Source organism: Vreelandella jeotgali Hwa, assembly GCF_000334215.1.
Taxonomy (GTDB): domain Bacteria; phylum Pseudomonadota; class Gammaproteobacteria; order Pseudomonadales; family Halomonadaceae; genus Vreelandella; species Vreelandella jeotgali.
Genome location: NZ_AMQY01000011.1, coordinates 123,276 through 145,881 on the forward strand (window position 1 = coordinate 123,276; position 22,606 = coordinate 145,881).

The 22,606-nt window shown below is 64.6% G+C and carries 20 protein-coding genes; 15 read left to right on the forward strand and 5 right to left on the reverse strand.

Annotated features, from left to right (window positions below; all coding sequences use genetic code 11):
* Window positions 1-38 precede the first annotated feature (38 nt).
* Window positions 39-1,061 (forward strand): quinolinate synthase NadA, encoded by a 1,023-nt coding sequence (gene nadA / locus C793_RS0103860; RefSeq protein WP_017429639.1) that lies wholly within the window; start codon window positions 39-41, stop codon window positions 1,059-1,061.
* Between the two features lie 58 nt (window positions 1,062-1,119).
* Here the strand turns inward: nadA and C793_RS0103865 are convergent, their stop codons facing one another.
* Complete coding sequence (locus C793_RS0103865; protein WP_017429640.1) at window positions 1,120-2,583, reverse strand: M48 family metalloprotease; 1,464 nt, start codon at window positions 2,581-2,583, stop codon at window positions 1,120-1,122.
* Between the two features lie 367 nt (window positions 2,584-2,950).
* Here C793_RS0103865 and C793_RS0103870 point away from each other — a divergent pair, with 367 nt between their 5' ends.
* Together C793_RS0103870 and C793_RS0103875 are read left to right on the forward strand one after the other, a co-directional pair.
* Window positions 2,951-3,217 (forward strand): sulfurtransferase TusA family protein, encoded by a 267-nt coding sequence (locus tag C793_RS0103870; RefSeq protein WP_017429641.1) that lies wholly within the window; start codon window positions 2,951-2,953, stop codon window positions 3,215-3,217.
* Window positions 3,214-4,368 (forward strand): AI-2E family transporter, encoded by a 1,155-nt coding sequence (locus C793_RS0103875; protein WP_017429642.1) that lies wholly within the window; start codon window positions 3,214-3,216, stop codon window positions 4,366-4,368. Before C793_RS0103870 ends, C793_RS0103875 begins: the two co-directional genes overlap by 4 nt.
* A 30-nt stretch (window positions 4,369-4,398) precedes the next feature.
* Here C793_RS0103875 and C793_RS0103880 read toward each other — a convergent pair whose 3' ends face one another.
* Window positions 4,399-4,875 (reverse strand): peroxiredoxin, encoded by a 477-nt coding sequence (locus C793_RS0103880; RefSeq protein ID WP_017429643.1) that lies wholly within the window; start codon window positions 4,873-4,875, stop codon window positions 4,399-4,401.
* A 338-nt stretch (window positions 4,876-5,213) separates the two neighbouring features.
* Here C793_RS0103880 and dapA point away from each other — a divergent pair, with 338 nt between their 5' ends.
* From dapA to purC, 3 genes are all read left to right on the forward strand, one after another.
* Window positions 5,214-6,104: a 4-hydroxy-tetrahydrodipicolinate synthase gene (gene dapA / locus C793_RS0103885; protein WP_017429644.1), complete on the forward strand. Its 891-nt coding sequence runs from the start codon at window positions 5,214-5,216 to the stop codon at window positions 6,102-6,104.
* A gap of 68 nt (window positions 6,105-6,172) precedes the next feature.
* The gene (locus tag C793_RS0103890; RefSeq protein WP_017429645.1) at window positions 6,173-7,138 is read left to right on the forward strand and encodes a hypothetical protein; all 966 of its coding nucleotides are present in this window, start codon (window positions 6,173-6,175) and stop codon (window positions 7,136-7,138) included.
* A 70-nt stretch (window positions 7,139-7,208) separates the two neighbouring features.
* The gene (gene purC / locus C793_RS0103895) at window positions 7,209-7,940 is read left to right on the forward strand and encodes a phosphoribosylaminoimidazolesuccinocarboxamide synthase (RefSeq protein WP_017429646.1); all 732 of its coding nucleotides are present in this window, start codon (window positions 7,209-7,211) and stop codon (window positions 7,938-7,940) included.
* A gap of 35 nt (window positions 7,941-7,975) precedes the next feature.
* Here purC and tsaA read toward each other — a convergent pair whose 3' ends face one another.
* A complete protein-coding gene (gene tsaA, locus C793_RS0103900) occupies window positions 7,976-8,749 on the reverse strand; it encodes a tRNA (N6-threonylcarbamoyladenosine(37)-N6)-methyltransferase TrmO (RefSeq protein WP_017429647.1) in 774 nt (257 codons plus the stop codon).
* A gap of 302 nt (window positions 8,750-9,051) precedes the next feature.
* Here tsaA and C793_RS0103905 point away from each other — a divergent pair, with 302 nt between their 5' ends.
* Window positions 9,052-9,576 (forward strand): GNAT family N-acetyltransferase, encoded by a 525-nt coding sequence (locus C793_RS0103905; RefSeq protein WP_017429648.1) that lies wholly within the window; start codon window positions 9,052-9,054, stop codon window positions 9,574-9,576.
* Window positions 9,577-9,695: 119 nt separating this feature from the next.
* Here the strand turns inward: C793_RS0103905 and nadC are convergent, their stop codons facing one another.
* Window positions 9,696-10,568 carry a carboxylating nicotinate-nucleotide diphosphorylase gene (nadC, locus tag C793_RS0103910; RefSeq protein WP_017429649.1) on the reverse strand — a complete coding sequence of 291 codons (873 nt, stop codon included), beginning with the start codon at window positions 10,566-10,568 and terminating at the stop codon, window positions 9,696-9,698.
* A gap of 181 nt (window positions 10,569-10,749) precedes the next feature.
* On the opposite strand from nadC, the gene ampD reads away from it, so the two are divergent.
* The 6 genes from ampD (at window position 10,750) to C793_RS0103940 (ending at window position 18,876) form a co-directional block, all read left to right on the forward strand.
* The gene (gene ampD, locus C793_RS0103915) at window positions 10,750-11,352 is read left to right on the forward strand and encodes a 1,6-anhydro-N-acetylmuramyl-L-alanine amidase AmpD (protein ID WP_017429650.1); all 603 of its coding nucleotides are present in this window, start codon (window positions 10,750-10,752) and stop codon (window positions 11,350-11,352) included.
* Between the two features lie 352 nt (window positions 11,353-11,704).
* Window positions 11,705-14,386 carry a pyruvate dehydrogenase (acetyl-transferring), homodimeric type gene (gene aceE / locus C793_RS0103920; RefSeq protein WP_017429651.1) on the forward strand — a complete coding sequence of 894 codons (2,682 nt, stop codon included), beginning with the start codon at window positions 11,705-11,707 and terminating at the stop codon, window positions 14,384-14,386.
* 61 nt (window positions 14,387-14,447) lie between these two features.
* Window positions 14,448-16,484 (forward strand): dihydrolipoyllysine-residue acetyltransferase, encoded by a 2,037-nt coding sequence (aceF, locus tag C793_RS0103925; protein ID WP_017429652.1) that lies wholly within the window; start codon window positions 14,448-14,450, stop codon window positions 16,482-16,484.
* Between the two features lie 267 nt (window positions 16,485-16,751).
* Window positions 16,752-17,417: an adenylate kinase gene (gene adk / locus C793_RS0103930; RefSeq protein ID WP_017429653.1), complete on the forward strand. Its 666-nt coding sequence runs from the start codon at window positions 16,752-16,754 to the stop codon at window positions 17,415-17,417.
* Window positions 17,417-18,139 (forward strand): tRNA (adenosine(37)-N6)-threonylcarbamoyltransferase complex dimerization subunit type 1 TsaB, encoded by a 723-nt coding sequence (gene tsaB / locus C793_RS0103935; RefSeq protein WP_017429654.1) that lies wholly within the window; start codon window positions 17,417-17,419, stop codon window positions 18,137-18,139. Before adk ends, tsaB begins: the two co-directional genes overlap by 1 nt.
* Window positions 18,136-18,876, forward strand: coding sequence for a class I SAM-dependent methyltransferase (locus tag C793_RS0103940; RefSeq protein ID WP_051038333.1), 741 nt, complete (start codon window positions 18,136-18,138; stop codon window positions 18,874-18,876). Before tsaB ends, C793_RS0103940 begins: the two co-directional genes overlap by 4 nt.
* Window positions 18,877-18,879: 3 nt before the next feature.
* Here C793_RS0103940 and C793_RS0103945 read toward each other — a convergent pair whose 3' ends face one another.
* Window positions 18,880-19,518, reverse strand: a complete 639-nt coding sequence (locus tag C793_RS0103945; protein WP_017429656.1) for a YecA/YgfB family protein — start codon at window positions 19,516-19,518, stop codon at window positions 18,880-18,882.
* Between the two features lie 302 nt (window positions 19,519-19,820).
* Here C793_RS0103945 and C793_RS0103950 point away from each other — a divergent pair, with 302 nt between their 5' ends.
* Together C793_RS0103950 and acs are read left to right on the forward strand one after the other, a co-directional pair.
* A complete protein-coding gene (locus tag C793_RS0103950) occupies window positions 19,821-20,393 on the forward strand; it encodes a SprT family zinc-dependent metalloprotease (protein WP_017429657.1) in 573 nt (190 codons plus the stop codon).
* Window positions 20,394-20,552: 159 nt separating this feature from the next.
* Window positions 20,553-22,508, forward strand: coding sequence for an acetate--CoA ligase (acs, locus tag C793_RS0103955; protein ID WP_017429658.1), 1,956 nt, complete (start codon window positions 20,553-20,555; stop codon window positions 22,506-22,508).
* Window positions 22,509-22,606 lie beyond the last annotated feature (98 nt).

Here is a 22,606-nt window from a genome sequence, read left to right on the forward strand (position 1 = left end):
GGATTCCCTGTTTTGTCGCAGTGGTAGACACGATGACGATGACAACTTCCCGGGCGGGCGCCGAGACGCTGATCCCCACGGCGTATTGCCCCACCCGTATTCCCGCCGACGACGAGGCCCTTGTCGTCGAGATCAAACGCCTGCTGCAGGCGGAAAACGCCGTGCTGGTGGCGCATTACTATACCGACGACGCGATTCAGCGGCTGGCCGAGGAAACCGGCGGCTGCGTCGCCGACTCGTTGCAGATGGCGCGCTTTGGCGCCGAGCACGAGGCCGAGACGCTGGTGGTCGCCGGCGTGCGTTTCATGGGCGAGACGGCCAAGATCCTGTCGCCGGAAAAGCGCGTGCTGATGCCCACCCTGGAAGCCACCTGCTCGCTGGATACCGGCTGCCCGCCGGACGAGTTCAGCGCCTTTTGCGATGCCCACCCCGACCGTACCGTAGTGGTCTACGCCAACACCTCGGCGGCGGTGAAAGCGCGCGCCGACTGGGTGGTGACGTCATCCATCGCGGTGGATGTGATCGAACACCTGCAGGCCAAAGGCGAAAAAATCCTCTGGGCGCCGGACAAGCACCTGGGCGGCTATATTCAGGCCCAAACCGGCGCCGATATGCTGATGTGGGACGGCGCCTGCATCGTCCACGAGGAGTTCAAGGCCCAGGGCGTGGAAGACATGAAGCGCCTCTACCCGGAAGCGGCCGTGCTGGTCCACCCGGAATCCCCGGCGCCGGTGGTGGAGCTGGCCGACGTTGCCGGCTCTACCTCGCAGCTGATCAAGGCGGCGAAGGAGCTGCCCAACAAGCAGCTGGTGGTTGCCACCGACCGGGGGATTTTCTTCAAGATGCAGCAGGCGGTGCCGGACAAGACCCTGTTCGAGGCGCCCACGGCGGGCCACGGTGCGACGTGCAAAAGCTGTGCGCACTGCCCCTGGATGGCGATGAACGCGCTGGATAACCTGGCGCAGGCGCTGCGTGAAGGCAGCGGCGAAATCAGCGTCGAAGAAGCGCTGCGCCAAAAAGCCCTGATACCGCTGGAGCGGATGCTCAACTTCAAGGCGTGACGCTAATGCCTGATGCCGTGCCGGCTCTTCCGAGAGCCGGAGAGCCGGGTCAGGCTTCTCAGGAGAACTCCTCCAGCGCGTCGCGATAGTCGATAAAGGTCTCGCGGCGTGACTTGATGCGAGCTTCAAGCGCCGGATTGTTATCGCTCTGCGCGGCGTCCAGCGCAATATCCAGCTGGCGGATGCCCTTGTCGATACGCCCGGTCAGCTGCAGCTGTTCGGCTCGCGCCAGGTGACCTTCAGCCGTGTGCCCGCTGCGCCCGGCGGCTTCCGAAAGCAGGGTAAAGCCCAGCGGGTATTCCGGGTGTTCGTCGGTGACGTCGCGCAATAGCCGGTAGGCGGCGCCGGGGTCGGTGCCCAGCTGCGCCTGGGCCAGCGTCAGCTGCGCGGGCAGGTAGCCGGGCATCAGGCGCAGCAGCCGCTGGCTGCGGTTGATGGCGTCGTCCACCCGGCGATCGTCCAGCGCAATACGCGCAGCCGACGCCGGCAGCAGCGCAAGGTCCGGATGCTGTTCGGCAAGGCGATCCAGCGTGGTCAGGGCGCTTTGCGTCCGGCCCTTGTCGGCGTCGATCAGCGCCTGTAAGTAAGTGATCGCCGCGCTTTCGGCGTCGTCCTCGCGTAGCCGAGTCAGCGCTTCCTTCGGGGTGTTGTGGTGCAGGTGCTGTAGCGCCCGGGCCCGCACCATGTCGTAGAGGGTGTCGTCCTGGTAGTCATCGCTGACCTGCATCTGCGCCGAACGCGACTGGGCATCGCTCAGGCGGCTTTCGCTGACCGGGTGGCTGAGGAGAAATTCCGGCGGCGTGTCGCCCTGGAGGCGCGCCATGCGCTGCATGCCCTTGAACATGCGCACCATGTCGCCGGGCGGATAGCCGGCATCGGCCAGGGTTTGCATGCCCACCCGGTCGGCTTCCTCTTCAAAGCGCCGGGAGTAGCGCAGCTGATCCTGTAGCATGGCCGCCTGGGAGCCCATGGCGGCGGCCATACCGGCGCTGCCCGCGCCGCTGGCGGCCAGCACCATGCCGGTGAGCATGGCGGCCATGGCGGGCAGCCGGGTCTGTTCGGCGCGCTCGCGGCCCCGGGCAAAGTGGCGCTGTGAAAGGTGGCCCAGCTCGTGAGCCAGCACCGAGGCGAAGGCGCCTTCATCCGGAGCGAAGGCGTAAAGTCCGGCGTTGATGCCCATGACGCCGCCGGGCACGGCAAAGGCGTTGAGCGAGCCGTTATCCACCATCACGCTGACGGGCAGGGCGCCGCTCAGGCCGCTGTGGGGCATGAGTCGGGCAATCAGCCGGTCGAGATAATAGTGGGCGAGAGGGTCCTGCCACTGCGGTGCCTGAGCACGAAACTGGCGCAGCCAGGCGCGCCCCAGCTGCTGCTCCTGGTGGCTGGCAGCGGGTGACGCGCTGCCCAGCGTGGGCAGGTGATGGTCGCGGTTGTCGGCGCTCAGCGGCGCGCTCACGGGCAGGCTGACCGTCAGGACTATGGCGCAAAACCAGGCGCAGGGGGCGTGGCGCAGGCGTAGCATGGCATCCTCGCGTGTGATCAAAACCGTTGGTCAAAACGGGCGTCGAACCGGCTGTTATCCGCCGGGCAGAGGGCTGCGGCAGAACCGGGTACGTCAACAGACATTGCGCCGGTGCATGAAGTGCCGTTAAATCGTCTGCCGGTCCCCCCCAACCGACGGGTACGGGCGCTAAAGTATACGCAATCGTGCAGGCGCCAGTGTATGCAAGACAGTGTATGTAAGACAGTGTATGCGAGAATGCGGGGCCGGTGCATAAGGGCCGTGCTCGATCACGCTTGTCACCAGGCAGAATCGAAGAGGTGCCATGCCGGCGCCGGGTAACGGGAAATGCCGAATAACGCGATATAGCGAGTAACGTGGGGGTGTCATGCCGAAACATACGCCGTCGGAGCCGGCAGTCGATCAGGTGCTGGATGCCTGCGGCCTTGCCTGCCCGCTGCCGCTGCTCAAGGCCCGGCAGGCGCTGCACGGTCTGGCCGGCGGGCAGCTTTTGGAAGTGCGCGCCACCGATGCCGGCTCCTGGCGCGACATGGCCTCGTTTGCCGAGCAGACCCGCCACCGGCTGGAGGCGCGCGAGCAGGTAGGCGAGGTGTATTATTACTGGATTCGCAAGGCGGAAGGGGGTGAACAATGACGCTGCGCACCCTGATCAGGGAATGGATCGACCGCTATTTCTCCGACGAGGAAGCCGTCATCCTGCTGCTGGTGCTGATTGCCGGGTTTGCCGCGGTGATCTGGTTCGGGCGGATGCTGGCGCCGTTTTTTACCGCGCTGATTGTGGCCTTTCTGCTGCAGGGCGCGGTGAATGCGCTGACGCGCCGCCACGTACCGCATCTGCTGGCGGTGGCGGTGGTCTTCCTGGCGTTTCTCGGCGCGGTGCTGGCGCTGGCGCTTATTCTACTCCCGCTGATCTGGAATCAGCTGGTGGGCCTGGTGCAGGAAACCCCGCGCATGTTTGCCAGCGGCCAGAACTGGCTGAGCGAGCTGCAGGCACGCTATCCCAATTTGATTACCCCGGACCAGGTGCAAAGCTGGGTCGGCGCCGCCAGCCGCCAGATCAGCCAGCTGGGGCAGCGTGCGCTGTCGCTGTCGCTGGCGTCGCTGGGCAACGTCATGGCGTTGATCATCTATCTGGTGCTGGTGCCGATTCTGGTGTTTTTCATGCTCAAGGATCGCGACGCCCTGGTAGGGTTTACCCTGTCGCTGCTGCCGCGCAAGCGGACGCTGCTGTCGCGTATCTGGCAGGAAATGGACATGCAGATCGCCAACTATATTCGCGGCAAGTTCATTGAAATCATCATTATCGGCTCGGTGGCCTTCGGCACCTTCGCCTTTCTCGGCGTGCCGTACTCGGCGCTGTTGGGCGTGCTGGTCGGGCTGTCGGTGCTGGTGCCGTATATCGGTGCGGCGCTGGCGGTATTGCCGGTGGCTGCGGTGGCCGGCTTTCATTTCGGCCTGAGCGAACAGCTGGCCTATGTGCTGGTGGCCTACGGCGTGATCCAGGCGCTGGACGGCAACGTGCTGGTGCCGGTGATGTTTTCCGAGGCGGTCAACCTGCACCCGGTGTCGATTATCGTTGCGGTGCTGTTTTTTGGCGGTATCTGGGGCTTTTGGGGGGTGTTTTTTGCCATCCCGCTGGCCACGCTGCTCAAGGCGCTGGTGTACGCCTGGCCCCGGGGTATCCAGCAGCGTGACGAGCGCCTGGCGCAACAGCAGGAAGCCGCCGAGGCGCAACATCCGGATGCACAGGGCTCGGAAGTACAGCACCCGGAAGGCGGCGCCTGAATCGCACGCCGCCCGGTCGCTTTCCTGCCGTCAGCCGTCAGCGTTCAGCTCTTCGGCGGCGGCCAGCACCTCGTCAACGTGGCCCGGCACCTTGACGCCGCGCCACTCCCGGGCCAGCTTGCCCTCGGCGTCGATCAGAAAGGTGCTGCGCTCGATGCCCTGGTGCTCCTTGCCGTACATCTTCTTGAGTTTGATGACGTCAAAGATCCCGCACAGGGTCTCATCCTTGTCGGAAATCAGCGCGAAATTGAAGTCCTGATTGGCCTTGAAGTTTTCCTGGGCGCGCAGACCGTCCCGGGAGACGCCCAGAATCACGGTGTTGGCGGCGTCAAAGGCCGGCTTGCGGTCGCGGAAATCGCCGCCTTCGGTGGTGCAGCCGGGCGTACTCGCCTTCGGGTAGAAATACACCACGACCTGCTGGCCGCGAAAGTCCGACAGGGTCACGGTGGTGTCGCCGGTCGCGGTGGCAGAAAAGTCTTCAACGGGTTGGCCGATGGCAACGCTCATGTAAAAGCTCCTTGAGGATCAATAAGCCGAGGGAGAAAATAACGGTCGGAAAGGACCGTCAAGCGGAAAAGACGCGGGTCTGACGGTGAAAGGGCCGGGGCGCCGACACCCCGATTACACGCAAGCGGCGGGCCCGTGTCAAAAAATCGGCCGTGAAACGCCACTCGCTGCGCTTTGCGCTGTACAGCCTTTTATCGCCTGAGTACCATTTGTTATCTGTGGAACCGCAAGGCGTTAACCAGGGCGCCATCGCGGCTCCCTGAACCCCGTGTGTGCGTACGCTTGTCTGTTCGAGCGGCGCGTTTCCACCCCTATCTGTGTGTATGAGGTACAAGCGGATGATCACTGGCAGCATTGTCGCTCTGGCGACACCGATGAAAGTCAATGGCGATATCGACTGGGATGCGCTGCGTCGCCTGGTGAACTTCCATCTCGATCATGGCACCGATGCCATTGTAGCCGCCGGCACCACCGGTGAGCCTACCACCATGTCGTTTGCCGAGCACTTTGATGTGATTCGCACCGTGGTGGAGCAGGTGAACGGGCGCATCCCGGTGATTGCCGGCACCGGCGCCAACGCCACGTCCGAAGCCGTGGAGCTGGCGCGCTATGCCAGCGAAGTCGGCGCGGATTACTGCCTGTCAGTGTGCCCCTATTACAACAAGCCCACCCAGGAAGGCCTCTACCAGCATTTCAAGGCCGTGGCCGAGGGCAGCAAGCTGCCGGTTATCCTGTATAACGTGCCGGGCCGTACCTGCTCCGACCTCTACAACGAAACCGTGATGCGCCTGGCGGACGTTGACAACATCGTCGGCCTCAAGGATGCCACGGGCAACCTGGAGCGCGGCGAGGACCTGATCGCGCGGCTCAAGGGCAGCGGCTTCATGCTGTACTCCGGCGACGACGGCACGGCCTGCGACTTCATGCTGATGGGCGGTCACGGGGATATTTCGGTCACCGCCAACGTCGCTCCCGGCGCCATGCACGAGCTGTGCACCGCTGCGGTGGCCGGCGATACGGAAACCGCCCACTCGATCAACACGCGGCTGATGCCGCTGCACACCAATCTGGGTATCGAGGCCAACCCGATTCCGGTCAAGTGGTCGCTCAATCGCATGGGCTACGCCGAGGCCGGGGTGCGCCTGCCGCTGACCTGGCTGTCGGAAAAGTATCACGCCACGATCAGCGAAGCGCTGCAGCTGGCCGGGGTTGTGGAAGATCAGGCCTGAACAGCCGGGTTGGCGCCCTGCTCTGACATACGCCCCACGGAATTTGCTCAACGGATTAAGGTGGCTGGATGAACCCTGCGCTTAAATGGATACCCCTGACACTGGCCGGCGCCCTGGCGCTTGCCGGCTGCGCCCGGGATGGTTTTTATGATGACCGCAACACCGACTATGTTGAGCCGTCGCCGGCGCCGCCGCTGGCCCTGCCCGATACGCGCGACCCGTCACGCTACCGCAATGCGCTGCCCATGCCCGGCGGCGGCGATCAGTCGGCGCCGCCCGAGGAACCGGTGGAAGCCCATGCGCCACGCGCTCTGACGGTAGCCAGCGGGCTCGACGAAGACTACGTCACCACCCGGCAGATCAACGATCAGCGCTGGCTGGTGGTGGCCGAAGACGCCGCCGGCGTGTGGCCGCAGCTGGAGCGTTTTGCCCGCACCCGGGCCGGGGGTATCGAGCGTAGCCGGCCCGCGCGCGGGGTGCTGGAAACACCCGATGCCACGCTGCAGCTCAAGACTGCCGTGCGTAACGGCACCAGCGAGGTACACTGCCGGCAGGGGGAACAGCCGTCGTCGCGCTGTTTGACCCGCCTGGCCGAGTATCTCAAGACCGGCCAGCGCTCGGCGAATACGCTGTCCTCGCTGAATGCCCAGCGCGATAACGAGGATAGCGCCGTGCAGCTCAGGCAAAACGGCGACGACGTCAGCGTGAGTATTCCCTATTCGGCCGACCGTGCCTGGGCCGAAATCGACCACTATCTGGGGCGTGACTTCAGCCAGCCGGACAAGCGTGAGCAACTCGGCAGCGATCCTGACGCGCATACCTTCACGGTGGACTACCGCACGCTGGAAAATCGCCGGCGGGGCGTGTTTGCCAACCTGAATCCCTTTGCCCATCACGGCACGCAAAAGGTGCGGCTGGTGCTCGACGCTCGCGGCGGGCAGAGCCGCCTGAAAGCCGAGAGTGCCGACGGGCAGTCGCTCGGTGCCGACTCTCAACGGGAGCTGCTGGAGCGCATTTCCGGCTATTTACGCTAAGATTCAACCATCCGGCCGTGTCGATGCGTGGGTGTCGGCACGGCCTGCATTTGACCGCATGGGAGCGACCATGGAGAAGCGTCAGGAACTTTACGCCGGCAAGGCGAAGTCCGTTTATACCACTGAAGCGCCGGACCGGCTGGTGCTTGAATTCCGCGACGATACCAGCGCCTTCGACGGCAAGCGCAAGGAAGCGCTGGCGCGCAAGGGCATGGTCAACAACGTATTCAATGCCTTCATCATGGAGCGCCTGGAAGACGCCGGCATTCCCACCCACTTTGACAAGCGCCTGTCGGCTACCGAAAGCCTGGTCAAAAAAATGCAGATGATCCCGGTGGAGTGCGTGGTACGCAACATTGCCACTGGCGGGCTGGTCAAGCGGCTGGGCGTGGAAGAGGGCATTCCCCTGACGCCGCCGACGTTCGAGCTGTTTCTGAAAGACGACGAGCGCGGCGATCCGATAATCAACGAATCGCTGGCCGACACCTTCGGCTGGGCCACACGCGAGCAGCTCGGCAAGATGCAGGAGCTGACCTTCAAGGTCAATCACGTGCTCAAGCAGCTGTTTGCCCAGGGCGACATGCTGCTGGTGGATTACAAGCTGGAGTTTGGTCTGTATGACGGCCAGGTAATTCTCGGCGACGAGTTTTCGCCGGACGGCTGCCGGCTGTGGGATGCCAACACCCGGGAGAAACTCGACAAGGATCGCTTTCGCCAGGGGCTGGGCGGCGTCATCGAAGCCTACGAAGAGGTCGCGCGGCGCCTTGGCGTGGTGCTGCCCGAGGGTGATACCGACGCCTGATCGCGCGGGCTACTGCGGAGTCGCCGCCCCGCCGGCTAGGAGCCGGCGGCGGCTGACCGGATGGCGACCACGGCCATGAGGGTCGCCGCGCCTTCCTGCTCCTGCGCCTTGAACGACACATCCACATCGCGCAGGCGCACGCCGTAAACGCGCTCCGGCGCCCGGCGGCCGCGCTGGTAGGCCGGCCGCGGGTCCTGACGCAATACCTGTTCGATGAGTGCCTTCAGCGAATCGCCGTCCCGACGCCGGTCGAGGGTGGCGCAGGCGTCGGGATAAAACACCACCGGCAGGGCGTCCGGCGGAGCCGGGGCAAAGCCGGCTGTGGCGTCCGGGCGCGCTTCCACCCAGGGCAGGTAGGGCTTGATGTCGACCACTGGCGTTCCGTCCACGAGGTCGCAGCCGCCCAGCTCAAGCCTGGCGCCGCCCTCGGTGGCGATCCCTTCCAGCGTCACCAGCGATAGCCCCAGGCGGTTCGGCCGGTTGGGGCTGCGGCTGGCAAAGACGCCTACCTTCTGATTGCCGCCCAGCCGCGGCGGGCGTACCAGTGGGGTAAAGCGTCCGTCGGCTGCCGGCGTCCGGTGGAAGATGAAGGTTAGCCAGAGGTGGCTGAACGCGGACAGGCCGCGCACCGCCAGCGGGTCGTTGTACGGCGGGGTGAGGATCAACGTGGCCCGGGCGGCCGGTGCCAGCCCCGGTTGACGCGGCACGCCAAACCTGTCCGGGTAGTCGCTGTGGATCACGCCCAGCGGTTCCAGCTGCCAGCGGTGGGCATCGGGTGGCGAGTCGGGCGGGTATGAAGCATCATGCATGGGGCGGTCGTCCTGGGATCGGTCGTTCTCGACCCGGTGGTCGAGGTGGCTACTTATAAGCTGCAAATGGAAAGCAGGGCTGAGTCGGGCATATTGCTGTTAGCTTCAATCCGCGAGCCGTCAACAGGTCGGCGAGGGGGCGCTATCAATCCCTCCCTGGACGCTATCTACGCCATCCCTGGCGTAGAACCCCCTCTTCGACCTGTCCCCGGCTCTTCGGATATAGCCCTGAAGGTAGAGTGACGCAGGGTGAAAAAGGCGGCCTCATACCCCTGGCCGTCTGTCGACCCAATGAGGTAATCATGACGCAACAGAGCGCATCGGCGCATGAAAAAGCGCCGCGAATCCTGTATCGCGAGGCGCGGGTTCAGGATGCCGCCGATCAGGCCGAGGTGTTTTACCACGCGGTGATGCAGGGGGCGGCGCAGCATTATTCGCTCACCCAACGCCGCGCCTGGGCCAGTGTGCTGCCCCGGGAGGCCAGCGCCTGGGCGGTTCGCCACTCGCTTTATACCACCCTGGTGGCCGTTTGTGACGGCCGCTGCGTGGGCTTTCTGGAGCTGGACGTGGCGGATGCCCGGGTAGAGACGCTGTACGTCTGGCCGTCGCTGAGCGGGCGGGGTATCGGCACCACGCTGCTGATCCACGCCGAGCGTCTGCTGCTGGAGCAGGGCAGCGGCACTATCGCGATCGAGGCCAGCGAGATGCTGGTTGAACGGCTTGAGCGGCGCGGCTGGGAGAACCTGGGAGAGCAGTGGGTCGAGCGCGGGGGCGAGTCGCTCAGGCGCTACCGGCTGCGTAAATGCCTCAACGCCGTCGAAACCTGAGCCCGGCGTCCGGGCATGGTTTAACCCGCTCTATGCTGTTCCTCTATCCTTACCTTTCTCTTCCATCCTCACCTTTCTCTTCTATCGTCTCCTCCCCCGCTATCCATGTCTTTTCCCTGTCAGCTGTTTTCCATGCCGTCGCGTGAGGCGTCGTCGACCAGGCGCAGGGACAGATCCACGGCCTTGATGTCCTTGGTGATGGCGCCGCTGGAAATGCAGTCGATACCCGTCTCGGCGATGGCCTTGAGCGTGGTGTCGTCCACGTTGCCCGAGGCTTCGAGCGTGGCGCGCCCCTGCGTGCGGGTCACGGCCCGGCGCAGGTCGTCCAGCGAGAAGTTGTCCAGCATGACGGTATCGGCACCTGCGTCCAGCGCCTGGTCCAGCTCGTCGAGATTTTCCACCTCGACTTCCACGGTCAGCCCGCTTGCCAGCCGGCGCGCCTGATCCACGGCCCCGGCAATCCCGCCGCAGGCGGCGATGTGATTTTCCTTGATCAAAAACGCATCCCAGAGCCCGGCACGATGGTTGCGGCCGCCGCCGCAGCTGACCGCGTACTTCTGCGCCAGGCGCAGGTTGGGCAGGGTTTTGCGCGTATCCAGCAGGCGAACGCCGGTGCCGTCGAGAAGGTCCACATAGCGACGGGTGGCCGTGGCCGTGGCCGATAGCGTCTGCAGCACGTTGAGCGAGGGACGCTCGCCGGTCAGCAGGCCGCGGGCCGGGCCTTCCAGTTCGAGAAAGCCTTGGCCGGCCGCCAGCCGGTCGCCGTCGGCGGCCTGCCAGTGGAGCCTGATGCGGCTATCCAGCCGGCGAAAAATCTCGTCGACCCAGGCAACCCCGCACAGCACGCAGGCTTCCCGGGTGATGACCTGCGCCCGGGCCCACTGCGTTTCGGGAATCAGCCCGGCGGTCACGTCGCCGGGCCCCAGGTCTTCGGCCAGCAGGTGGGCGGCGCTGGCGCGTATGTCTTCAGCGAGAGCTGTATCATGGTGCATAGTGGCGGGCCTTCCAGCAGAGAACAGAAACGGGTTGGCCGGCATTATAGCCCACTGCGGCGCGGGAAAAAGGCCTGCAAGCAGAGCAATCGCCGCCAGGGCAATCGTAGCCAGAGCAATCGCTGCCAGGTACCGGGATGAGCAGTCCACAGGTCAGGAAAAGGGAAAAACAGGAGACGGCATGAGCGAAGTCGGAAGCGAAGCGGGGCGCTGGACGCAGGCGCGTTGGGTGGCATCCCCCAACGCTGATGAACGGCCGACCGGCGAGGTATCGCTGGTAGTGCTGCATGCCATCAGCCTGCCGCCGGGGGCGTTCGGCGGCGATGCCGTCGAAGCACTGTTTACCAACCGCCTGGATAGCGGCGCGCACCCGTTTTTTGCCCGCCTTGCCGGAGTACATGTCTCGGCGCACTTTCTGATTCGGCGCGACGGCGAGTGCGTGCAGTTTGTCGAGCCCGAACGCCGCGCCTGGCATGCCGGGCGCTCGTACTGGCGGGACCCGCGAACAGGCGATACGCGTCGGGCGCTCAACGATTTTGCCGTGGGCATCGAGCTGGAAGGAGACGACGAGACGCCGTTTGCCCGCGCCCAGTACGCGACGCTGGCGGCGCTGCTGGTCTGGCTGATGGCGCGCTATCCGGCGCTGGATACAACCCGCATTACCGGTCATGCTTATGTAGCGCCGCTACGCAAGACCGATCCCGGACCCGCGTTTGACTGGGCATACGGCTTTCAGCAGCTGTATCGGCACCCGGAGTGGAGCGCATTGAAAAGGTGGCAGTAAGTAGTTTAGCTACTTATTTGTCAATTTATAACGTAAAAGCGTTAACGCTTTGAATATCACCGTTATTGCCCGATGTGGCGGGCAGGAAGCCGGCAGTTTGTCAACGCGGTGATTGGCAGCGCTCGGGGTTTGCGGTATGGTTTTTGACAGCCAGCAACGTTTTTTTGCTATCTTTGTGTAGATTTACTACATTTTGCCGAACGCTGCGTCTTGAATGTAGAATGGATTTCCATTCTGCGCTGCAAGGCGCACCGACGGACCAAGGCCTGTGGTGGCACGACGACTGCCGCGGCCGCCCGGGCCCCGGGGTTCGCGGGGTCAATGTCATTTATCGTCATTCGGAGACACATCCATGAGTCTGGAGACACGAGAAGATCTCGACCCGGTCGAGTCCACGGAGTGGCTTGAAGCCCTGGAGTCGGTGCTGGATCGTGAGGGTGAGGATCGTGCCCGCTACCTGCTGACCCGCCTGGCGGATCGTATGCGTCGGGACGGCAGCCAGGTGCCTTTCTCGGTGACAACCCCGCACCGCAACACCATTCCGCCACACCGCGAAGCGCCCATGCCGGGTGACGCGTCCATGGAGCGCAAGATTCGTTCCCTGATCCGCTGGAACATGGCGGCGATGGTGACCCGCGCCAACCATGCCAACAAGGGCATCGGGGGCCACCTGGCCAGCTTCATGTCGTCGGCCACGCTGTACGACATAGGTTTCAACCATTTCTTCCGCGCGCCCGAGGGGGACCACGAAGGCGACCTGGTATTTATCCAGGGCCACAGCTCGCCGGGTATCTATGCGCGCTCCTTCCTGGAAGGTCGCCTGACCGAAGAGCAGATGGACAAGTTCCGCCAGGAAGTCGACGGCGGCCTGTCGTCCTATCCGCACCCCTGGCTGATGCCGGACTACTGGCAGCTGCCCACCGTGTCCATGGGGCTGGGGCCGATCATGGCCATCTACCAGGCCCACGTCATGCGCTACCTGCATCAGCGCGGGCTGAAGGACATGCAGGATCGTCAGGTCTGGGCATTCCTCGGCGACGGCGAGTGCGACGAGCCGGAGACGCTGGGCGCCATTCACCTCGCCAGCCGCGAGAAGCTCGATAACCTGAACTTCGTCATCAACTGTAACCTGCAGCGTCTGGATGGCCCGGTGCGCGGCAACTCGCGCATCATGGACGAGCTCGAAGGCGTGTTCCGCGGCGCCGGCTGGAACGTGATCAAGGTGGTCTGGGGCCGCTTCTGGGACACCATGTTCGAGCAGGACAACAAGGGCGTGCTGCAAAAGCGCATGGACGAAGCCGTCGACGGCGAATACCAGAACTACAAGTCTTTGGGCGGCGCCTATACCCGGGAGCACTTTTTCGGCAAGTATCCCGAAACGGCCAAAATGGTCGAGAACCTGTCGGATGACGATATCTTCCGGCTCAACCGCGGCGGCCACGACCCCTACAAGGTGTACGCGGCCTACCACGAGGCGTTCCACAACGCCAACGGTCGCCCCACCGTGATTCTCGCGCATACCGTCAAGGGCTACGGTCTGACGGCCGAGGGCGGTGAAGCCGATAACGAGGCGCACCAGGTCAAGGCCATCGACGATCCGGATGTGCTCAAGAAATTCCGCGACCGCTTCGATATCCCGCTCACCGACGAGCAGATCGAAAACGAGATGCCGTACTACAAGCCGGCCGAAGACTCGCCGGAAATGAAGTACATGCATCTGCAGCGTGAGCGTCTGGGCGGCTATCTGCCGGCGCGGCGCCGCGATTTCGAGGCCGTCGACATTCCCGGGCTCGACGACAAGATCTTTGCCTCGCAGACCGGCGGCTCGAAGGGCCGCGAAGTGTCCACGACCATGGCCTTCGTGCGCATCCTCAACGGCCTGGTCAAGAACAAGAGCTTTGGCAAGCAGGTAGTGCCCATTGTCCCCGACGAGGCGCGTACCTTCGGCATGGAAGGCATGTTCCGTCAGCTGGGCATTTATTCCGCCGGCGGCCAGAAGTACGAGCCCATGGACAAGGGCCAGCTGATGTTCTATCGCGAGGACACCGCCGGCCAGGTGCTGGAAGAAGGCATCACCGAAGCGGGCGCGATGTCGTCCTGGATCGCGGCGGCCACGTCCTACTCCAACCACGGCCTGCCGCTGCTGCCGTTTTACATCTATTATTCGATGTTCGGCTTCCAGCGTATCGGCGATCTGGCCTGGGCGGCCGGCGATATGCAGGCGCGCGGCTTCATGGTCGGCGGCACCGCCGGGCGTACCACGCTCAACGGCGAAGGCCTGCAGCACCAGGACGGTCACAGCCTGGTGCAGGCGTCGACCATTCCCAACTGCCGCAGCTACGACCCGACCTATGCCCATGAGATAGCGGTCATCCTGCAGGACGGTCTGAAGCGTATGTATACCGACAAGGAAAACTGCTTCTACTACCTGACCGTGATGAACGAAAACTACGAGCATCCCGCGCTGGATGAGGTGCCGGCCGACGATATCGTCAAGGGCCTGTACCGGCTGCGCGAGACCCAGGGCAAGAAGGGCAAGGGCCACGTTCAGCTGCTGGGCTCCGGCACCATCCTGCGCGAGGTCGAAGCGGCAGCCGAGCTGCTCGCCGAGGACTGGGGCGTGGGCAGCGATATATGGAGTGCCACCAGTTTCAACGAGCTGCGCCGTGAAGCCCTCGAGATCGACCGTCAGGCGTTTCTCAAGCCCGATGACGAGCCGCTCAAGCCGCATGTGACCGCGTGTCTCGAAGGCCATGCAGGGCCGGCCATCGCCGCGACCGACTACATGAAACTTTACGCGGACCAGGTGCGCGCCTGGGTGCCGACGGATTATCATGTCCTCGGTACCGACGGCTACGGCCGTTCCGATACCCGTGAGAAGCTGCGTTACTTCTTCGAGGTGGATCGCTACTTCGTCACCGTGACGGCGCTGAAAGCGCTGGCCGACCGTGGCGACATCGACCGCAAGGTCGTGGGCGAGGCGCTCGGGAAGTATGGCATCGATGCCGACAAGCCCAACCCGCTGACCAGCTGATCCGCTGCCCGGCGGGGCGTTGGACCCCGCCGGCCCGACCCGATTTGGAAGGAGCGCGACCTTGAGTAGCGAAAACATCAAAGTGCCCGACATCGGCGGCGATGAGGTAGAAATCATCGAAATTGCGGTGTCGGAAGGCGACGTCATCGAAGCGGAAGACGCGCTGATCACTCTCGAATCCGACAAGGCCAGCATGGATGTGCCGTCGCCCAAGGGTGGCAAGGTACGTCAGGTGCTGGTGAAGGAAGGCGATACGGTGTCCGAAGGCGACGACATCGTTGCCCTGGAAGTTGAAGGCGGCAGCGATGCCGGCGACGACTCGGCCGACGAAGCCCCGGCACAGGAAAAGGCTCCGTCACAGGAAAAAGCCCCGGCGAAGGAAGAAACGCCGAAGCAGGAAGAGGCGCCCGGCAAGGACGCCGCCCCTGCCCCGGCCGCCGGCGGCAAGCAGACCGTTGACGTCAAGGTGCCCGATATCGGCGACAGCGCCGAGATCATCGAAGTCACCGTCAGCGAAGGCGATGACGTCGAGGCCGAGGACGCGCTGATTACGCTGGAGTCCGACAAGGCCTCGATGGACGTGCCCAGCCCCCATACCGGCAAGCTGGTATCGCTGACCGTCAAGGAAGGCGACAGCGTCGCCGAAGGCGATGTGATCGGCCGGATGGAAATCGAAGGTGCCGATGACGCCGCGCCGGCGGAAAATGCCCCGGCAGAAGCGCCGGCATCAGAGCAGGCCGCACCGGCGGCGCCCGAAGCCGAGGCGCCGGCCGCTGACGCACCGGCCGGCGGCGCGCCGCAGCGTCAGGAAATCCGCGTGCCGGATATCGGTGACAGCGCCGAAATCATCGAAATCGCCGTCAGCGAAGGCGACGAGGTGGAAGAAGAAGACGCGCTGATCACGCTGGAATCCGACAAGGCCTCCATGGACGTGCCCAGCCCCTACAAGGGCAAGCTTGTGGATATCGCCGTCAAGGAAGGCGACAGCGTCTCCGAAGGCGACGTTATCGGCACGGTGGAAACGGCGGGCAGCGGTCCTCAACCGGTAGCGGAAAAGCCCGCTGCGGAAGCGGAACAACCCGCCGCCGCGCCGGCACCGCAAACAAGCCGGCCCGCGACGGGCTCTCCGAGCCCCGAGGCTCAGGTCGCCAGTGCGGCGCCGGAACACAACGGCAAGCGTGTTCACGCCGGTCCCGCCGTGCGCATGCTGGCGCGCGAGTTCGGTGTGGATCTGGCTCAGGTGCCGCCCACCGGGCCCAAGGGCCGCGTGCTGAAGGAAGACGTGCAGTCGTTCGTCAAGAGCGCGCTCTCCGGCTCCGGCGAAACGTCGACTTCCGGCCAGGCGGCAGCCACCGGCGGCAGCGGTATTCCGCCGATCCCCGATGTGGACTTCAGCCAGTTCGGCGAGGTGGAAGAGAAGCCCATGGGGCGCCTGATGAAAATGGGTGCCAACAACCTGCACCGCAGCTGGGTCAACGTGCCCCATGTGACGCAGTTCGACGATGCCGACATCACCGAGCTGGAAGCCTTCCGCAAGTCGATGAAGGCCGAGGCTGAAGCCCAGGGCGCGAAGCTGACGCCGCTGCCGTTCCTGGTCAAGGCGTGCGCCTTTGCGCTCAAGCAGTTCCCGCAGTTCAACGTCAGCCTCAAGAGCGACGGCGAAACCCTGGTGGTGAAAAAGTACGTCCACATCGGCATCGCCGTGGATACGCCCGATGGCCTGATGGTACCGGTAGTGCGCAATGCCGACCGCAAATCGCTGCTGGAGCTGGCCCGGGAAATGGGCGAGCTGGGCCAGAAAGCCCAGAACAAGAAGCTCAAGCGCGAGGACATGAGCGGTGGCTGCTTTACGATCTCCAGCCTGGGCTCGATTGGCGGAACGGCGTTTACGCCCATCGTCAACGCCCCGGAAGTGGCTATTCTGGGGGTTTCCAAAGCGCAAATGCAGCCGGTATGGGACGGCGCGGAGTTCCAGCCGCGTCTGATGATGCCGCTGTCGCTGTCCTACGACCACCGTGCCGTCAACGGAGCCGACGCCGCGCGCTTCACGGCGTTTCTGGCCAACGTGCTGACCGATATACGGCGCCTGCTGCTGTAAGCGGTATGCGTCTCACGGCAACACAGACGGCGCCTGCGGGCGCCGTTTGTGTTGGCAGCCGAGAAAAAGCGGTATCAGGCTTTTGGAGTGTTGTGTCACCCGTGAGTCGCCGTTATTGTCGAATGCTGTTTTTCCGCCATGTCTTTTCACTATAGTTTTCCCAGTAGTTTCCCATTATGTTTTGACGTCACCCGGCCAGTTACACCGATCCGGCGTGAATGATGGAAAATCAACTGATTCATACCAGACGATTCAAGGAGCCAAGCGATGCGGTTAATCCTGTTGGGCGCACCGGGCGCAGGCAAGGGCACCCAGGCGCAATTCATCTGCGAGAAGTACAAGATTCCCCAGATTTCCACCGGCGATATGCTGCGCGCCGCGATCAAGGACGGCAGCGAACTGGGCGTGAAGGTTCAGGGCATCATGAACAGCGGCGGTCTGGTGTCCGATGACATCATCATTGACCTGGTCAAGGAGCGCATCAGTCAGCCGGACTGCGAAAACGGTTTCCTGTTTGACGGCTTTCCGCGCACCATTCCCCAGGCCGATGCGATGAAGGACGCCGGCGTCAAGCTGGACCACGTTCTGGAAATCGACGTGGCCGACGATGAAATCGTCAATCGCCTGGCCGGCCGCCGGGTGCATCCCGCCTCGGGGCGGACGTATCACGTTGAGCACCATCCGTCGAAGGAGCCGGGCAAGGATGATGTGACCGGTGAGACCCTCATCCAGCGCGAAGACGACCAGGAATCCACGGTGCGCAACCGCCTGGCCGTTTACCACGACCAGACCGCGCCGCTGGTGGAGTACTATCAGCAGTGGGCCAACGAGGACCCCGAGAGCGCGCCGGCGTATCACCGCGTGAAAGGCGTGGGCAGTGTCGACGACATTACCCGCCAGGTGGCGGCGGCGCTGGACGGCAAGGCCGCGTAATGGCGCTCAACCTGCTTGCTCTGGACGCCTCATCGGGCGCCTGTTCGGCGGCTCTCCTGCGCCGCCAGGAGGGCCGTGATACCTGCCTGGCGCGTTTTGCCATGACCCCGCGCGAGCACACCCGGCGTTTGCTACCCATGGTCGATGAGGTGTTGGCCGAGGCCGGGCTGACCCCGGCCGAGCTGGATGCCGTGGCGTTCGGCCGGGGCCCGGGGTCGTTTACCGGGCTGCGGATTGCCGCCGGCGCCGCCCAGGGGCTGGCCTTCGGCCTGGACGTGCCGCTTTTGGGCGTGTCGACGCTGGAAGCGCTGGCGCTGCAGGCCGGGTCCCGCTTTGCCGCCGAGCGCGTGGCCACGCTGATCGACGCCCGCATGGGCGAAGTCTACGCGGGCTTTTGGCACTGCGCGGACGGTGTGATAACGCCGCGGGGCGATGAAGCGGTCCTGGCGCCGGAGCAGCTGGTGCTGCCCGACGACGCGGACGGCGAAACGGCCGACCGCTGGGTTGCCGTGGGCTCCGGGCTGGCGCTTTATGAGCGCTTTGCCGCGCCGCTGGCGCAGCGTCTGGCGTTGCCGGCGACCGACGCCGAAGTGCTGGAGCCGCGCGCGGAAGACATGGCCCGGCTCGCGGCGCGGGATCTTGACGCCGGCGGGGGCCAGCCGGCGCACCGGGTTCAGCCGGTGTACCTGCGTAACGAGGTGGCGTGGAAAAAGCCGGCATGAGCCCCGGAGGGAGCGACTCGGAGATTTCGACGGGGCGCGCTGCGCTGCCGTCGGGCATGGCGCTGGAGCAGCATGAACAAGGGCTGGTGCTGGTCGCGGATGAACAGCGCTACGGCAAGCCGCTGTACGTGGATTTTGTCGGCGGCAAGGCCGGCCACCGACGCCGCTTTGGCGGCGGGCGCGGCCAGCTGATTGCCCGGGCCTGCGGGCTGGCCAACGGCGTTACCCCCGGCGTGGTGGACGCTACCGCCGGGCTGGGGCGCGATGCCTTTGTGCTCGCCAGTCTGGGGGCGCCGGTGTTGCTGGTGGAACGCGTCGAGGCCATTGCGGCACTGTTGGCGGACGGGCTGGCGCGTGCTGCGCAGCATCCCGATACCTCTGCCATCGCTGCGCGCCTGCGGCTGGTGCCGGGCGATGCCGCCACCGAGCTTGCGGCGTTGGTCGCGGAGGCCGATGTGGCGCCGCAGGTGGTGCATCTCGACCCGATGTTCCCCCATCGGGAAAAGTCCGCGCTGGTGAAAAAGGAGATGCGCCTGTTCCGCGAGCTCGCCGGCGACGATGCCGACGCGCCGCGCCTGCTGGAAGCCGCGCTGGACGTTGCGACCCACCGGGTGGTGGTCAAACGCCCGCGCAAGGCGCCGCCGGTGGACGGCCCGGCGGTAGCGCACTGCGTTGAGGGCAAAACCAGCCGCTACGATATTTACGTCCACCGTTCGCTGCGCCCCGGGCGGCGTTAAGCGTTAGCGGCGGGGTTTGCCCTTCGCCCGGGTCTTCGGCCGGGGTTTGGGCTTCTGGCTGCCCGATGTTTCCGGGGGCACGCGGTAGTGCAGGTAGAGGTCCAGCACCAGGTCGGGCAGCTGCGCGGTGAGCGCTTCGAGGCGTTGGGTATCGCCGGCCAGTTCGGCCATGTCGGCCTCGTCGTCAAACAGCCCGGAAAGCAGCATGAACGGCAGCAACAGGGTCGCGGCGGCTTCCTCGTCGTCGGCGAACCAGGCGCTTTCATCGCTGAATACGCCCTCCATGAAGCCGGCACACCAGTCACCGATCGGCGTTTCCTCGGGCGCGACGCCGTCCAGCACCAGCTCGAACGGCAGTTCGGGGAGCCGACCCTGTTCCAGCAGGGCAATGCCGTTGTCTTTCATGGCTCGCAGCACGCCGGTGATATCCTCGCGCTCGGCCGGGTCCTGGTAGTCGGGTTCGCCCTGAAAGAGCTCGGCAAGCCACTGGTCGTCGGGTATTTCGCCAGGGGCGACGGCCAGCGCCACCATGAAGCCGTGGGCGGAAATCAGGTCCAGCGCGTCTTCGTCCACCCGACCGGAAGCGAGAAAATCATCCAGCCGCTCCAGGGCGTCATCGTCGACCAGAGGCGCCGGGGGCATGCCCTCGGGGGTACTCTCGTCAGGCGTCTGGTGGTTTGGACTCGAGCTCTTGTGAGCGTTGTGTTTGTGAGCGTTCCTGTGAGGGCCTTTGCGGGTAGCTTGCTGTGACATCCGGGGTCTCGTGCGTTGGCGTTGAGCGTTCGGGAATGATTGAACGTTCGGAAATGGTTAAGCGTTCGGAACCGATAGCCGGAGGCTGCCGTTTAATGCTGCCGTGCGCCGGCGATTGGCGACCGGGTCTGACCGGCAAGGCAGCCAGCGCCCACCATTCATGACAGGCATCGGGGTACGGGGTCATCCGCGTGACAAGTTTAGCATCAAATCGCCGCCCGGCTCTGCCCGACTGGGCCGATGAACGCCTGGACGGTCTGGACGCCGCCGAGCTGCAGCAGGCGGCCCGCGAGCGGGTGGACGAAGCGTTCGCGCTGGCGCGGGAGGTTCACCCCGGGCTGCCGGTGCCGGGGGTCTGGTTTGACCTCAAGGGCGCTTCCGCCGGGCAGGCGCACCTGGGCCGCGGCGGGCTACGCCTGAACCCTGTATTGCTCGAAGAAAATCGGGCGGCCTTCTTTACCGACGTTATTCCCCACGAAATGGCGCACTGGCTGGTCTTCCATCTGGCCAACGGGCCACGCCTGAAACCCCACGGGCACGAATGGAAAACGGTCATGTGCGACCTCTTTGGCCTGCCGCCCCGGGTGACCCACCGCCTCGACGTGAGTCGTGCCCGGTCGGCGCCGTACTGCTATCGCTGCCGCTGTGGCGAGCATTATTTTACCCCGCAGCGGCATGCCCAGCGGCGCAAGGGAAGGCGCTATCGTTGTCGACAATGTGCTGATACCTTGGTCTATCATGGCCGCTTACCCGCCCAAAATTAACTGTAAGATACTGATTTTTAAAGATATTGTTTCGCTACCAATGTCTAAGATAAACCCTGCCCGGGGAACGCTATGCTGGCCCGAGTCTAGAGCCTGAGACCGGCCCGCCGTCCGGCCGGCCGGTCTCACGACAGCCAAGCCGCTATACGGAGAATCCCCATGAGCGAACAACAACAGCAAGACGTTTATCCGGTGCGCGATGATATTGCGGCCCGTGCCTGGGCCGACAGCGAACGCTACGAGGCCATGTATCAGCGTTCGCTGGATGATCCCGATGGCTTCTGGGCGGAGCAGGCCCAACGGCTGGACTGGATCAGCCAGCCAACCCGCATCAAGAACACCTCATTTGACCGCCATGACGTGGATATCCGCTGGTTCGAGGACGGTGAACTCAACGTGGCCGCCAACTGCCTGGACCGTCATCTGGAAAAGCGCGGTGACCAGACGGCGATCATCTGGGAAGGCGACGACCCCGCCGAATCGCGCCACATCAGCTACCGCGAGCTGTACGAACGCACCAACCAGCTGGCCAATGCGCTCAAGGCGCAGGGCATCGGCAAGGGCGATACCGTGACCCTATACATGCCGATGATTCCCGAGACCACCATGGCGATGCTCGCCTGTGCACGCATCGGAGCGGTACATTCGGTTATCTTTGGCGGCTTCTCGCCGGATGCCATCGCCCAGCGGGTGATTGGCGCGGAGTCCCGGCTGGTGATTACCGCCGACGAGTCGGTGCGCGGCGGCAAGCACGTGCCGCTCAAGGACAACGTGGACGCGGCGCTGACCCGCGACGGCACCGACGTGTGCGAGAGCGTGCTGGTGGTCAAGCGCACGGGCGGTGATATCGATTGGCACGATAGCCGCGATATCGACTTTGCCGATCTGGTCGACGGTCAGTCGGCGGAATGCCCCGCGGAAACCATGAACGCCGAAGACCCGCTGTTCATTCTCTACACGTCCGGCTCTACCGGCGCGCCCAAGGGGCTCAAGCACACCTCCGGCGGCTACCTGACCTATGTATCGCTGGCGCACCAGTACGTTTTTGATTACCGCGACGGTGAAGTTTTCTGGTGCACCGCCGACGTCGGCTGGATTACCGGACACAGCTTCGTGGTATATGGCCCGCTGGTGAACGGCGCAACCACGCTGATGTTCGAAGGCGTGCCGAACTATCCCACCGCCGGGCGGATGGGCGAGATTGTCGACAAGCACCAGGTCAATACGCTCTACACCGCGCCGACCGCCATCCGCGCGCTTATGGCGCACGGCGACAGCGTCATGGATTCCAGCAGCCGAGACAGTCTGCGTCTGCTGGGCACGGCGGGTGAGCCGATCAACCCCGAAGCCTGGGAGTGGTTCCACCGCGTCATGGGCAACGAGCGCTGCCCGATTCTGGATACCTGGTGGCAGACCGAAACCGGCGCTGTGATGATCGCGCCGCTGCCGGGTGCCATGTCGCTCAAGCCGGGGTCGGCGACCCGGCCGTTTTTTGGCGTTCGTCCGGCGATCATGGACAGCGCCGGCAACCGCCTTGAAGGCAAGGCCGAGGGCAACCTGGTGATTCTGGATTCCTGGCCAGGGCAGGCGCGTTCCATCTGGGGCAATCACGAGCGCTTCGTCACGACCTATTTCTCGACGTACGAAGGCGTGTATTTCACCGGTGACGGCTGCCGCCGCGATGCCGACGGCGACTACTGGATCACCGGCCGCGTGGACGATGTGCTCAACGTGTCCGGTCACCGCATGGGCACCGCCGAGATCGAGTCGTCGCTGGTAGCGCACGACGCCGTAGCCGAAGCGGCGGTAGTGGGCTATCCCCACGACATCAAGGGGCAGGGCATCTATATCTACGTCACCCTGGCCGATACGGTGGAGCCCGGCGAGGCGCTCAAGAAGGAGCTGGCGCAACGAATGCGCCACGACCTGGGGGCCATCGCGGCGCCGGATATTATTCAGTGGGCGCCGGCACTGCCCAAAACGCGTTCGGGCAAGATCATGCGGCGCATTCTGCGCAAGATCGCCGCCAACGAGTGCGACGGTCTGGGCGATACCAGCACCCTGGCCGACCCGAGCGTGGTCGACGAGCTGATCGATCAGCGCGTCAACCGTTAGCCGCCGGGCGCGGGTCGCCGGTCCGGTGCTGTCCGGGCCGGCCTGTTCTCATGGAGCATATACCCCGCGCGGGCTGCCGGCGATATGCTCCATGTTGA